The organism is Pseudomonas sp. HMSC057H01 (assembly GCF_001836405.1).
GTDB classification, from domain to species: Bacteria; Pseudomonadota; Gammaproteobacteria; order Pseudomonadales; family Pseudomonadaceae; genus Pseudomonas; species Pseudomonas aeruginosa.
The window spans coordinates 160,462-173,943 of the sequence record NZ_KV828379.1 but is presented as its reverse complement, the minus strand read 5'-3'; the positions used below and the strand labels follow the sequence as shown (position 1 = coordinate 173,943).

13 protein-coding genes are annotated in these 13,482 nt (G+C 64.8%); all 13 read left to right on the top strand.

Annotation, left to right across the window (positions count from 1 at the left end; translation table 11 throughout):
- Positions 1 to 2 precede the first annotated feature (2 nt).
- The 13 genes from frr to HMPREF2581_RS01190 all read left to right on the top strand — a co-directional run bounded on the left by frr (position 3) and on the right by HMPREF2581_RS01190 (position 13,414).
- Positions 3 to 560: a ribosome recycling factor gene (gene frr / locus HMPREF2581_RS01250; protein ID WP_003092390.1), complete on the top strand. Its 558-nt coding sequence runs from the start codon at positions 3 to 5 to the stop codon at positions 558 to 560.
- A gap of 15 nt (positions 561 to 575) precedes the next feature.
- Complete coding sequence (gene uppS / locus HMPREF2581_RS01245; protein ID WP_003129937.1) at positions 576 to 1,331, top strand: polyprenyl diphosphate synthase; 756 nt, start codon at positions 576 to 578, stop codon at positions 1,329 to 1,331.
- Positions 1,325 to 2,140 (top strand): phosphatidate cytidylyltransferase, encoded by an 816-nt coding sequence (cdsA, locus tag HMPREF2581_RS01240; protein WP_003092388.1) that lies wholly within the window; start codon positions 1,325 to 1,327, stop codon positions 2,138 to 2,140. The genes uppS and cdsA overlap by 7 nt, the downstream gene beginning before the upstream one ends.
- Complete coding sequence (ispC, locus tag HMPREF2581_RS01235; protein WP_003109337.1) at positions 2,137 to 3,327, top strand: 1-deoxy-D-xylulose-5-phosphate reductoisomerase; 1,191 nt, start codon at positions 2,137 to 2,139, stop codon at positions 3,325 to 3,327. The genes cdsA and ispC overlap by 4 nt, the downstream gene beginning before the upstream one ends.
- Before the next feature lie 25 nt (positions 3,328 to 3,352).
- Positions 3,353 to 4,705 (top strand): sigma E protease regulator RseP, encoded by a 1,353-nt coding sequence (gene rseP, locus HMPREF2581_RS01230; RefSeq protein WP_003138017.1) that lies wholly within the window; start codon positions 3,353 to 3,355, stop codon positions 4,703 to 4,705.
- Positions 4,706 to 4,775: 70 nt separating this feature from the next.
- On the top strand, positions 4,776 to 7,160 hold the full coding sequence (gene bamA / locus HMPREF2581_RS01225) for an outer membrane protein assembly factor BamA (protein WP_003138020.1): 2,385 nt from the start codon (positions 4,776 to 4,778) through the stop codon (positions 7,158 to 7,160).
- Between the two features lie 50 nt (positions 7,161 to 7,210).
- A complete protein-coding gene (locus HMPREF2581_RS01220) occupies positions 7,211 to 7,717 on the top strand; it encodes an OmpH/Skp family outer membrane protein (RefSeq protein WP_003098586.1) in 507 nt (168 codons plus the stop codon).
- Positions 7,717 to 8,778, top strand: a complete 1,062-nt coding sequence (lpxD, locus tag HMPREF2581_RS01215; RefSeq protein ID WP_003092378.1) for a UDP-3-O-(3-hydroxymyristoyl)glucosamine N-acyltransferase — start codon at positions 7,717 to 7,719, stop codon at positions 8,776 to 8,778. The genes HMPREF2581_RS01220 and lpxD overlap by 1 nt, the downstream gene beginning before the upstream one ends.
- A 45-nt stretch (positions 8,779 to 8,823) precedes the next feature.
- Positions 8,824 to 9,264 (top strand): 3-hydroxyacyl-ACP dehydratase FabZ, encoded by a 441-nt coding sequence (fabZ, locus tag HMPREF2581_RS01210; RefSeq protein WP_003092375.1) that lies wholly within the window; start codon positions 8,824 to 8,826, stop codon positions 9,262 to 9,264.
- The gene (lpxA, locus tag HMPREF2581_RS01205; RefSeq protein ID WP_003092373.1) at positions 9,261 to 10,037 is read left to right on the top strand and encodes an acyl-ACP--UDP-N-acetylglucosamine O-acyltransferase; all 777 of its coding nucleotides are present in this window, start codon (positions 9,261 to 9,263) and stop codon (positions 10,035 to 10,037) included. The genes fabZ and lpxA overlap by 4 nt, the downstream gene beginning before the upstream one ends.
- A 3-nt stretch (positions 10,038 to 10,040) precedes the next feature.
- Positions 10,041 to 11,177: a lipid-A-disaccharide synthase gene (gene lpxB / locus HMPREF2581_RS01200; protein ID WP_003109334.1), complete on the top strand. Its 1,137-nt coding sequence runs from the start codon at positions 10,041 to 10,043 to the stop codon at positions 11,175 to 11,177.
- The gene (gene rnhB / locus HMPREF2581_RS01195; RefSeq protein ID WP_003092371.1) at positions 11,177 to 11,782 is read left to right on the top strand and encodes a ribonuclease HII; all 606 of its coding nucleotides are present in this window, start codon (positions 11,177 to 11,179) and stop codon (positions 11,780 to 11,782) included. Before lpxB ends, rnhB begins: the two co-directional genes overlap by 1 nt.
- Positions 11,783 to 11,998: 216 nt before the next feature.
- The gene (locus HMPREF2581_RS01190) at positions 11,999 to 13,414 is read left to right on the top strand and encodes an alanine/glycine:cation symporter family protein (protein WP_003138024.1); all 1,416 of its coding nucleotides are present in this window, start codon (positions 11,999 to 12,001) and stop codon (positions 13,412 to 13,414) included.
- Positions 13,415 to 13,482 lie beyond the last annotated feature (68 nt).

Here is a 13,482-nt window from a genome sequence, read left to right as displayed (position 1 = left end):
GAATGATCAACGAGATCAAGAAGGAAGCGCAGGAGCGCATGGGCAAGACCCTGGAAGCGCTGGGCCATGCCTTCGCGAAGATTCGCACCGGTCGCGCGCATCCGAGCATCCTGGATAGCGTGATGGTTTCCTATTACGGTGCCGATACGCCGCTGCGCCAGGTCGCCAACGTCACCGTGGAAGACTCCCGCACCCTGGCCCTGGCCGTGTTCGACAAGAGCATGATCCAGGCGGTCGAGAAGGCCATCATGACCTCCGACCTGGGGCTCAACCCGGCCACCGCCGGCACCACCATCCGCGTACCGATGCCGGCCCTGACCGAGGAGACCCGCAAGGGCTACACCAAGCAGGCGCGTGCCGAGGCCGAGCAGGCGCGGGTTTCCGTGCGCAACATCCGTCGCGATGCGCTGGCCCAGTTGAAGGACCTGCAGAAGGAAAAGGAAATCAGCGAGGACGAAGAGCGCCGCGCCGGCGACGACGTGCAGAAGCTGACCGACAAGTTCATCGGTGAGATCGAGAAGGCACTGGAAGCCAAAGAAGCGGACCTCATGGCTGTCTGAGGCCGGGCTGACGTCATGGAAAAGACCCGGAAGGATGTGTGCGTGCCACGCCACGTGGCCATTATCATGGACGGTAACAATCGCTGGGCGAAGAAGCGTCTTCTGCCCGGCGTCGCCGGCCACAAGGCCGGTGTCGATGCCGTCAGGGCGGTGATCGAGGTCTGCGCCGAGGCAGGGGTCGAGGTCCTCACCCTGTTCGCGTTCTCCAGCGAGAACTGGCAGCGTCCGGCGGACGAAGTCAGCGCGCTGATGGAACTGTTTCTCGTGGCCCTGCGCCGCGAGGTGCGCAAGCTCGACGAGAACGGCATCCGCCTGCGCATCATCGGCGATCGCACGCGTTTCCATCCGGAGTTGCAGGCGGCCATGCGCGAAGCGGAAGCCGCCACTGCCAGCAATACCCGTTTCCTCCTCCAGGTCGCCGCCAACTACGGCGGCCAGTGGGACATCGTCCAGGCCGCACAGCGCCTGGCGCGCGAGGTCCAGGGCGGGCACCTGGCGGCGGACGATATCTCCGCCGAGCTGCTCCAGGGTTGCCTGGTGACCGGCGACCAGCCGCTGCCCGACCTGTGCATCCGCACCGGCGGCGAGCATCGCATCAGCAATTTCCTTCTCTGGCAGCTGGCCTACGCCGAGCTGTATTTCTCCGACCTGTTCTGGCCCGACTTCAAGCACGCGGCGATGCGGGCTGCCCTGGCGGATTTCTCCAAGCGCCAGCGCCGCTTCGGCAAGACCAGCGAGCAAGTCGAGGCCGAGGCCCGTCCGTCATGCTGAAACAACGGATCATCACGGCGCTGGTGCTCCTGCCCATCGCGCTGGGTGGTTTTTTCCTTCTCGAAGGGGCGTTCTTCGCCCTGTTCATCGGCGCGGTGGTGAGCCTGGGGGCCTGGGAATGGGCACGCCTGGCCGGCTATGAACAGCAGTTCGGCCGCGTTGCCTACGCGGCGACGGTCGCCGTACTGATGGTCGCTCTCTACCATCTGCCGCAGCTTGCCGGAGCCGTGCTGCTGCTGGCGTTGGTCTGGTGGACGCTGGCCACTGTGCTGGTGCTCACCTACCCGGAAAGCGTCGGCTACTGGGGCGGACGCTGGCGCCGCCTGGGCATGGGCCTGCTGATCCTGTTGCCGGCCTGGCAGGGGCTGGTCCTGCTCAAGCAGTGGCCGCTGGCCAATGGCCTGATCATCGCCGTGATGGTGCTGGTCTGGGGCGCGGATATCGGCGCCTACTTCTCCGGCAAGGCCTTCGGCAAGCGCAAGCTGGCGCCGCGGGTCAGCCCCGGCAAGAGCTGGGAAGGCGTTTACGGCGGCCTGGCGGCCAGCCTGGCGATCACCCTGGCGGTCGGCCTCTACCGCGGCTGGTCCCTCGGCGCGCTGCTCCTGGCCCTGCTCGGCGCGGCGCTGGTGGTGTTCGTCTCGATCGTCGGCGACCTCACCGAAAGCATGTTCAAGCGCCAGTCCGGAATCAAGGACAGCAGCAACCTGCTGCCCGGCCACGGTGGCGTGCTGGATCGCATCGACAGCCTGACGGCAGCCATCCCGGTATTCGCGGCCCTGCTCTGGGCCGCCGGCTGGGGTGCGCCATGAGTCGACCGCAGCGGATCAGCGTGCTCGGCGCGACCGGCTCGATCGGCCTGAGCACCCTGGACGTCGTCCAGCGTCATCCCGATCGTTACGAAGCCTTCGCCCTGACCGGCTTCAGCCGCCTGGCCGAACTCGAGGCGCTGTGCCTCAGGCACCGCCCCGTCTATGCGGTGGTGCCGGAGCAGGCCGCGGCGATCGCCTTGCAGGGCTCGCTCGCCGCGGCGGGTATCCGCACCCGGGTGCTGTTCGGCGAGCAGGCGTTGTGCGAAGTGGCCAGCGCGCCCGAAGTGGACATGGTAATGGCGGCCATCGTCGGCGCCGCCGGGCTGCCGTCGACCCTGGCGGCCGTCGAGGCCGGCAAGCGCGTACTGCTGGCCAACAAGGAAGCGCTGGTGATGTCCGGCGCGCTGTTCATGCAGGCGGTCAAGCGCAGCGGCGCGGTGCTCCTGCCGATCGACAGCGAGCACAACGCGATCTTCCAGTCGCTGCCGCGCAATTATGCCGATGGCCTGGAGCGGGTCGGCGTGCGCCGGATCCTCTTGACCGCCTCCGGCGGCCCGTTCCGCGAGACGCCGCTGGAGCAACTCGCTTCGGTGACGCCGGAGCAGGCTTGTGCGCACCCGAACTGGTCGATGGGGCGGAAGATTTCCGTCGATTCCGCCAGCATGATGAACAAGGGGCTCGAACTGATCGAGGCGTGCTGGCTGTTCGACGCCCAGCCGAGCCAGGTCGAGGTGGTGATCCACCCGCAGAGCGTGATCCACTCGATGGTGGACTACGTCGACGGCTCGGTGATCGCCCAGCTCGGCAATCCGGACATGCGCACGCCGATTTCCTATGCCATGGCCTGGCCGGAGCGAATCGATTCCGGCGTTTCGCCGCTGGACATGTTCGCCGTCGGTCGCCTGGATTTCCAGCGCCCCGACGAGCAGCGCTTCCCCTGCCTGCGCCTGGCGAGCCAGGCCGCGGAAACCGGCGGCAGCGCCCCGGCCATGCTGAATGCCGCGAACGAGGTGGCCGTGGCCGCATTTCTCGAGCGGCGCATCCGCTTCAGCGACATCGCGGTTATCATCGAGGACGTGCTGAACCGCGAGGCGGTGACCGCAGTCGAATCGCTCGATCAGGTCCTGGCCGCCGATCGCCGCGCCCGTTCGGTCGCCGGGCAATGGTTGACCCGACACGCCGGCTAGTCTTCGGACGGCCTGGAGGTAGGAGATGAGTGCGCTTTACATGATCGTCGGTACCCTGGTGGCCCTGGGCGTGCTGGTGACGTTCCACGAATTCGGCCACTTCTGGGTCGCGCGACGCTGCGGGGTGAAGGTCCTGCGCTTCTCCGTCGGCTTCGGCACGCCGCTGGTGCGCTGGCACGACCGGCACGGCACCGAGTTCGTGGTGGCGGCCATTCCGCTGGGCGGCTACGTCAAGATGCTCGACGAGCGCGAGGCGGAAGTACCGGCCCATCTGCTCGAACAGTCCTTCAATCGCAAGACGGTCCGTCAGCGGATCGCCATCGTCGCGGCTGGTCCCATCGCCAATTTCCTACTGGCGATTCTGTTCTTCTGGGTCGTCGCCCTGCTCGGTAGCCAGCAGGTGCGCCCGGTCATCGGTTCCGTGGCGCCGGAGAGCCTGGCCGCCCAGGCCGGCCTGGAGGCCGGGCAGGAACTGCTGGCGGTGGACGGCGAGCCCGTCACCGGCTGGAGCGGGGTCAACCTGCAGCTGGTTCGCCGTCTCGGCGAGAGCGGTACGCTGGAAGTGCGGGTGCAGGAAAAGGGCTCGAATGTTGATTCCACCCACCAGGTGCGTCTGGATGGCTGGCTGAAGGGCGAGGACAATCCCGATCCCATCGCCTCGCTGGGCATCCGGCCCTGGCGGCCGGCCTTGCCGCCGGTGCTGGCCGAACTCGACCCCAAGGGGCCGGCGCAGGCCGCCGGGCTGAAGCTCGGCGACCGCTTGCAGAGCATCGATGGCATCGCCGTCGACGACTGGCAGCAGGTGGTGGAAAGCGTCCGTGCCCGTCCCGGGCAGCGCGTCCAGCTCAAGGTACTGCGCGACGGCGAAGTGCTGGATGTTGCCCTGGAGCTGGCGGTGCGCGGCGAGGGCAAGGCCCGGAGCGGCTACATGGGGGCGGGGGTCGCCGGTACCGAATGGCCGGCGGAAATGCTCCGCGAAGTGAGCTACGGACCGCTGGAGGCGGTGGGTCAGGCGCTTTCCCGAACCTGGACCATGAGCCTGCTAACGCTCGACTCCATAAAGAAAATGTTGCTCGGCGAGCTCTCGGTAAAAAACTTGAGCGGGCCGATAACCATTGCTAAAGTGGCGGGCGCTTCAGCCCAGTCTGGCGTGGGGGATTTTCTCAATTTCCTGGCCTATCTGAGCATTAGCTTGGGGGTTCTCAACCTGCTGCCGATCCCTGTCCTCGATGGCGGGCATCTGCTGTTCTATCTGGTTGAGTGGGTGCGCGGGCGCCCATTATCCGAACGGGTACAGGCTTGGGGGATGCAGATCGGCATCAGTCTGGTCGTTGGCGTGATGTTGCTCGCTCTGGTCAACGATCTGAGTCGTCTGTAGTCATGTTGAATTCGAATCTGCCGCCCTTTGCGGCAGATTCTCTATTTGTCAGTTGGAAAAAAAGGACTCCATGAAACGCTTTCTGCTACCCGCGCTGCTGTCAGCGCTGATGATCGCCGAGGTTCACGCCGAGTCCTTCACTGTTTCCGATATCCGGGTCAATGGCCTGCAGCGCGTGTCCGCCGGTAGCGTGTTCGCCGCCCTGCCGCTGAACGTCGGCGAGACCATCGACGACCAGGCCCTGGTCCAGGCCACCCGCTCCCTGTTCAAGACCGGTTTCTTCCAGGACATCCAGCTCGGCCGCGATGGCAACGTGCTGGTAGTCACTGTAGTCGAGCGCCCGTCGATCTCCAGCATCGAGATCGAGGGCAACAAGGCGATTTCCAAGGAAGACCTGCTCAAGGGCCTGAAACAGTCCGGCCTGGCCGAGGGCGAGATCTTCCAGCGCGCCACCCTCGAAGGCGTGCGCAACGAGCTGCAACGCCAGTACGTGGCCCAGGGCCGCTACTCGGCCGAGATCAACGCGGAAGTGATCCCGCAGCCGCGCAACCGCGTCGCGCTGAAGATCAACATCAACGAAGGCACGGTCGCTGCGATTTCCCACATCAACGTGGTGGGCAACACCGTCTTCTCCGAAGAAGACCTGACCGACCTGTTCGAACTGAAGACCACCAACTGGCTGTCGTTCTTCAAGAACGACGACAAGTACGCCCGCGAAAAGCTCTCCGGCGACCTTGAGCGCCTGCGCTCCTATTACCTGGACCGCGGCTACATCAACATGGATATCGCCTCCACCCAGGTATCCATCACCCCGGACAAGAAGCACGTCTACATCACCGTCAACATCAACGAGGGTGAGAAGTACACCATCCGCGACGTGAAGCTGACCGGCGACCTGAAGGTGCCGGAAGAGGAAGTGAAGCGCCTGCTGCTGGTACAGAAGGGCCAGGTGTTCTCGCGCAAGGTGATGACCACCACCTCCGACCTGATCACCCGTCGCCTGGGCAACGAGGGCTACACCTTCGCCAACGTCAACGGCGTGCCGGAAGCCCATGACGACGACAAGACCGTCTCGGTGACCTTCGTCGTCGACCCGGGCAAGCGCGCCTACGTCAACCGCATCAACTTCCGCGGCAACACCAAGACCGAAGACGAAGTGCTGCGCCGCGAAATGCGCCAGATGGAGGGCGGCTGGGCCTCCACCTACCTGATCGACCAGTCCAAGGCCCGTCTGGAGCGCCTCGGCTACTTCAAGGAAGTCAACGTCGAGACCCCGGCGGTTCCCGGCACCGACGACCAGGTCGACGTCAACTACAGCGTCGAAGAGCAACCGTCCGGCTCGATCACCGCCAGCGTCGGCTTCGCCCAGAGCGCCGGCCTGATCCTCGGTGGCTCGATCAGCCAGAACAACTTCCTGGGTACCGGCAACAAGGTCAGCATCGGCCTGACCCGCAGCGAATACCAGACCCGCTACAACTTCGGCTTCGTCGACCCCTACTGGACCGTCGACGGCGTCAGCCTCGGCTACAACGCCTTCTACCGGAAGACCGACTACGACGAACTCGACGTCGACGTCGCCAGCTACTCGGTGAACAGCCTGGGCGCCGGCATGAGCATCGGCTACCCGATCAGCGAGACCTCGCGCCTGACCTATGGGCTGAGCGTGCAGCGCGACCAGATCGACACCGGCCGCTACACCGTGGACGAGATCTACGACTTCCTCGACAAGGAAGGCGACAACTTCACCAACTTCAAGGCTTCCATCGGCTGGTCCGAATCGACCCTGAACAAGGGCGTGCTGGCCACCCGTGGTCACTCGCAGAGCCTGACCCTGGAAACCACCCTGCCGGGCAGCGACCTGTCGTTCTACAAGATCGACTACCGCGGGCAGGTCTTTGCCCCGCTGACCGACAACTACACCATGCGCTTCCACACCGAGCTGGGCTATGGCGACGGCTACGGATCCACCGAGCGCCTGCCGTTCTACGAGAACTACTACGCCGGCGGCTTCAACTCGGTGCGAGGCTTCAAGGACAGCACGCTGGGGCCTCGTAGTACTCCCTCTAGGGCTTACAAGGATGGGAAGATCATTCCTGGGCCTGATGAACGTGGTCGCTACACCGACCCGGACCAGGATCCCGAAGCCTTCGGTGGTAACATCCTGATCACCGGCGGCGCCGAGCTGCTGTTCCCGCTGCCGTTCGTCAAGGACCAGCGCCAGTTGCGTACCGTGCTGTTCTGGGACGTGGGTAGCACCTTCGATACCGACTGCCCGACCAATACCACCACCAACTGCGACGGCATCAAGACCGACAACCTCGCCAGTTCCGTGGGCGTCGGCCTGACCTGGATCACCGCGCTGGGCCCGCTGAGCTTCAGCCTGGCGACGCCGATCAAGAAGCCGGACAACGCGGAAACCCAGGTCTTCCAGTTCTCCCTGGGCCAGACCTTCTGATTTGTACGTAGTACCGAGTAACGAAACCATGCTTTGTGCAGGAGTGCATCGTGCGTAAGTTCACCCAGTTCGTCCTGATCACCGCAGCCATCATGGCGGCTCCTTCGGCGTTCGCTGAAATGAAGATCGCGGTGCTCAACTACCAGATGGCGCTGCTCGAGTCCGATGCCGCCAAGCAATACGCCGTGGATGCCGAGAAGAAGTTCGGCCCCCAGCTGAACAAGCTGAAGAACCTCGAACGCGACGCCAAGGCGCTGCAGGACAAGCTGGTTTCCAACGGCAGCAAGATGTCCCAGGGCGACCGCGAGAAGGCCGAGCTGGACTTCAAGCAGAAGGCCCGTGACTTCCAGTTCCAGTCCAAGGAACTGAACGAGTCGAAGGCCGCCGCCGACCGCGACATGCTGAAGAAGCTCAAGCCGAAGCTGGACCAGGCCGTCGAGGAAACCATCAAGAAAGGCGGCTACGACATGGTCATCGAGCGTGGCGCCGTGGTCGACGTCAAGCCGCAATACGACATCACCCGCCAGGTGATCGAGCGGATGAACCAGCTGCGTTGATGATGAGTACCTTGTCCTACACCCTGGGCCAGCTGGCCGCGCATGTCGGCGCGGAACTCCGTGGCGACGCGGACCTGCCGATCCAGGGCCTGGCGACCTTGCAGGAGGCCGGACCGGCTCAGCTGAGCTTCCTGGCCAACCCGCAGTATCGCAAGTACCTGCCCGAAAGCCGTGCCGGCGCCGTCCTGCTGACGGCTGCCGACGCCGACGGGTTCTCCGGTACCGCGCTGGTGGTGGCCAATCCCTACCTGGCCTATGCCAGCCTGTCGCACCTGTTCGATCGCAAACCGAAGGCGGCCGCCGGTATCCATCCCACCGCCATCGTCGCGGCGGACGCCGAGGTCGATCCGAGCGCCAGCGTCGGCGCCTATGCGGTGATCGAGAGTGGCGCCCGCATCGGCGCTGGCGTCAGCATCGGCGCGCACTGCGTAATCGGCGCCCGTAGCGTGATCGGCGAAGGCGGCTGGCTGGCGCCGCGGGTCACGCTCTACCACGACGTCACCATCGGCGCGCGGGTGAGTATCCAGTCGGGCGCGGTGATCGGCGGCGAAGGCTTCGGTTTCGCCAACGAGAAGGGCGTCTGGCAGAAGATCGCCCAGATCGGCGGGGTGACCATCGGCGACGACGTCGAGATCGGCGCGAACACCACCATCGACCGTGGAGCACTGTCCGATACGCTGATCGGCAACGGTGTGAAGCTGGACAACCAGATCATGATCGCGCACAACGTGCAGATCGGCGATCATACCGCCATGGCCGCTTGCGTCGGCATTTCCGGCAGCGCCAAGATCGGCAGGCATTGCATGCTCGCCGGCGGCGTTGGCCTGGTCGGCCATATCGAGATCTGCGACAACGTTTTCGTGACCGGCATGACCATGGTGACCCGCTCGATCACCGAGCCGGGATCGTATTCCTCCGGTACCGCCATGCAACCGGCGGCCGAATGGAAAAAAAGCGCCGCGCGCATTCGTCAACTGGACGACATGGCGCGTCGACTTCAGCAGCTGGAAAAACGCCTGGCTGCCGTGACCTCAAGCGGTGACGCTTCATCTGATGCGTAATTGACGTTTTTTGCGTCACCCTTTTCTGAACAGGCTCCCCCTAACATGATGGACATCAACGAGATTCGCGAATACCTGCCTCATCGCTATCCTTTCCTGCTGGTGGATCGGGTGGTAGAGCTGGACATCGAGGGCAAGCGCATTCGCGCCTACAAGAATGTCAGTATCAATGAGCCGTTCTTCAACGGACATTTCCCCGAGCACCCGATCATGCCGGGCGTGCTGATCATCGAGGCGATGGCCCAGGCGGCCGGTATCCTCGGTTTCAAGATGCTCGACGTGAAGCCCGCCGACGGCACCCTTTACTACTTCGTCGGTTCGGACAAGCTGCGCTTCCGCCAGCCGGTCCTGCCGGGCGACCAACTGCAACTGCACGCCAAGTTCATCAGCGTGAAGCGCAGCATCTGGAAATTCGACTGCCACGCTACCGTCGACGACAAGCCGGTATGCTCGGCTGAAATCATCTGTGCGGAACGCAAACTATGAGTTTGATCGATCCTCGCGCCATCATCGATCCGAGCGCCAGGCTGGCGGCTGACGTCCAGGTGGGCCCGTGGTCCATCGTCGGGGCGGAAGTGGAGATCGGTGAAGGGACGGTGATCGGTCCGCACGTGGTGCTCAAGGGCCCCACGAAGATCGGCAAGCACAACCGCATCTACCAGTTTTCCAGCGTCGGCGAGGACACTCCCGACCTGAAATACAAGGGCGAGCCGACGCGCCTGGTGATCGGTGACCACAACGTGATCCGCGAAGGCGTGACCATCCATCGCGGAACCGTCCAGGATCGCGCGGAAACCACCATTGGCGACCACAACCTGATCATGGCCTATGCGCACATCGGCCATGACAGCGTGATCGGCAACCATTGCATCCTGGTGAACAACACGGCGCTGGCCGGGCATGTCCACGTGGACGACTGGGCGATCCTGTCCGGCTACACCCTGGTGCACCAGTACTGCCGGATCGGCGCGCACAGCTTTTCCGGCATGGGCAGCGCCATCGGCAAGGACGTCCCGGCCTACGTGACGGTCTTCGGCAACCCGGCCGAAGCCCGCAGCATGAACTTCGAAGGCATGCGTCGGCGCGGCTTCAGCAGCGAGGCCATCCATGCCCTGCGGCGTGCCTACAAGGTGGTCTATCGCCAGGGACATACCGTCGAGGAAGCCCTGGCCGAGCTGGCCGAAAGCGCTGCCCAGTTCCCCGAGGTCGCGGTGTTCCGTGATTCCATCCAGAGCGCAACCCGCGGCATCACCCGCTGAGCCATGGCTGACGGATTGCGCGTAGCCCTGGTCGCCGGCGAGGCCTCCGGCGATATCCTCGGGTCCGGACTGATGCAGGCGCTGCGGGCGCGGCACCCGGATATCGAGTTCATCGGCGTCGGTGGGCCGCGCATGGAGGCCGAAGGGCTGTCCAGCTATTTCCCCATGGAGCGCCTGTCGGTGATGGGTCTGGTCGAAGTACTGGGCCGGCTGCCGGAGTTGTTGCGACGGCGCAAGCGCCTGATCCGCACGCTCATCGAGGCCCGGCCGGATGTGATGATCGGCATCGACGCTCCCGACTTCACCCTCGGCGTCGAACACAAGCTGCGCCAGGCTGGCCTGCGCACCGTGCATTACGTCAGCCCTTCGGTGTGGGCCTGGCGGCAGAAGCGGGTGCTGAAGATTCGCGAGGCCTGCGACCTGATGCTGGCATTGTTCCCCTTCGAAGCACGTTTCTACGAAGAGCATGGGGTGCCCGTGCGTTTCGTCGGCCACCCCCTGGCCAACACCATTCCCCTGCAGGCGGATCGCGCTGCGGCCCGCGCGCGGCTCGGATTGCCGGCGGACGGACAGGTGGTGGCGCTGATGCCGGGCAGTCGCGGCGGCGAGGTCGGCAAGCTCGGCGCCTTGTTCCTCGACACCGCCCAGCGCCTGCTCGTCGAACGGCCGGGCCTGCGTTTCGTGCTGCCCTGCGCCAGCGCTGCACGGCGCGAACAGATCGAGCAGATGCTCCAGGGCCGCGAGCCTCTGCCGCTGACGCTGCTCGACGGCGCTTCCCATGAAGCGTTGGCCGCCTGCGATGCGGTGCTGATCGCCTCCGGTACCGCGACCCTCGAGGCGCTGCTCTACAAGCGGCCCATGGTGGTGGCTTATCGGGTCGCCGGGCTGACGTACCGGATTCTCAAGCGCCTGGTGAAAAGCCCTTACATCTCCCTGCCGAACCTGTTGGCCGGACGCCTGTTGGTGCCGGAACTGATCCAGGACGCCGCCACCCCGCAAGCGCTGGCCGCAACCCTCTCGCCGCTGCTGGACGACGGCTCGCAGCAGGTGGAATTCTTCGATGCCATCCATCGGGCCTTGCGCCAGGATGCTTCGGCACAGGCGGCGGAAGCCGTCCTGCAACTGGTGGAGCGCCGCTGATGCAACTGGGCCTGGATTTCAATCTGGTGGAGGATCTGGTCGCGGGCGTCGACGAGGTCGGTCGCGGTCCGTTGTGCGGTCCGGTGGTCACCGCCGCGGTGATTCTCGACCCGAGCCGCCCGATCCTCGGCCTGAACGACTCGAAGAAGCTCAGCGAAGCCCGCCGCGAGGCGCTGTTCGAAGAGATCCGCGAGAAGGCCCTGGCCTGGTGCATCGCCCGCGCCGAGGTCGAGGAGATCGACCGGCTGAACATTCTGCATGCCACCATGCTCGCCATGCAACGCGCGGTCGAAGGCCTCAGCGTGACTCCGCGGCTGGCCCTGATCGACGGCAATCGCTGTCCGAAACTGGCGGTGCCCAGCGCGCCGGTGGTCAAGGGCGACAGCCAGGTACCGGCGATCGCCGCGGCGTCGATCCTGGCCAAGGTCAGTCGCGACCGGGAAATGGTCGAGCTGGACCGGGTCTATCCGGGCTATGGCATGGCCGGGCACAAGGGCTATCCGACCGCTGTCCATCTCGAGGCGCTTTCCCGTCTCGGCCCGACGCCGATCCATCGACGCTCGTTTGCTCCGGTTCGCGAATTGCTGGATGTCCCTGTTCAATAATTGAGCGGATGTCGCGTGACTGACCGTATCCGTCGCCTGGTGACAAGCGGTGAGCGGCGTCAATAGCGGAAAGTCCTGCCCCTTCCTGCCAGGTACCATTCACAGCGAAATTTCCTTCGGCTCGCACGTCATTCCGTGTGTGTCCGAAACACGCGGCCTTCTACCCGGGAGGTCGGCTGACAACAATCCGCCATAAGCGGAACAGGGGAGTTATCCATGCAAGAATTCGCCACTCAGGTCGTCGACCTGCTCAACGGCCTTATCTGGGGCAAGATCCTCATCTGGCTGCTGGTCGGTTGCGGCCTGTACTTCACTGTGCGCCTGGGATTGATCCAGTTCCGCCACTTCGGCCATACCTTCAGCGTGCTCAAGGGCAGCCGCCAGTCGGACGACTCGGGAATCTCCTCGTTCCAGGCGCTCTGCACCTCTCTGGCGGCGCGGGTCGGTACCGGCAACGTCGCCGGCGTGGCGGTAGCGATCACGCTCGGCGGTCCCGGCGCAGTGTTCTGGATGTGGGCGATCGCCCTGGTGGGGATGGCGACCGGCTTCGTCGAGGCGACCCTGGCCCAGTTGTTCAAGATTCGCGACGACAAGGGCCAGTTCCGTGGCGGCCCGGCCTACTACATGGAGAAGGGCCTGGGCGCGCGCTGGATGGGCATCCTGTTCTCGATCTTCCTGATCATCGCCTTCGGTTTCGTCTTCAACTCGGTGCAGGCCAATACCATCACCGGTGCCATGCAGGGCGCCTTCGGCGTGCCGACCTGGATCAGCGGCATCGCCGTGGTGATCCTCACCGCGTTGATCATCTTCGGCGGCCTGCGCTCCATCGCGCGCTTCTCCGAGCTGGCGGTACCCTTCATGGCGGTGGCCTACCTGCTGCTGGCGGTGGGCATCATCCTGTTCAATCTCAGCGAACTGCCGGGCGTCCTGGAGATGGTGGTGAAGAGTGCCTTCGGCTGGCACGAGGCCGCCGCCGGCGGCATCGGCGCGGCGATCCTCAACGGCTTCAAGCGCGGCTTGTTCTCCAACGAAGCAGGCATGGGCTCGGCGCCCAACGCCGCCGCCTCGGCCACGCCCTATCCGCCGCACCCGGCGTCCCAGGGCTACGTGCAGATGGCCGGCGTGTTCATCGATACCCTGCTGATCTGCACCGCTTCCGCCGCCATCATCCTGCTGGCCGGACCGCAGGAAGGCGAGGGCATCATGCTGGTGCAGAATGCCCTGACCAGCCAGGTCGGCGACTGGGGCCGCTACTTCCTGGCGGTGATCATCCTGTTCTTCGCCTTCACCTCGATCGTCGCCAACTACTTCTATGCCGAGAACTGCCTGGTATTCCTCGAGCACAACCACCTGGCGGGCCTGTTGATCTTCCGCCTGATCGTGCTGGCGATGGTGATGTTCGGCGCGCTGGCTTCGCTGCCGTTCGTCTGGAACCTCGCCGACGTGTCGATGGGCCTGATGGCGATCACCAACCTGATCGCCATCCTGCTGCTGTCCAACCTCGCGATCAAGCTGGCCAAGGACTACAACGCCCAGCGCAAGGCCGGCAAGCTGCCGACCTTCGACGCCAGCCAGTTCCCCGAAGTCCAGCAGAAGCTCGAACCGGGTATCTGGGACGACCGCCGCGCCTGAGCGCGGGGCGGGCGACGTTTCTCGGCGCAGCCGAGGCGCATCGTCCGCTCTTGAACCTGTAGCTTTGC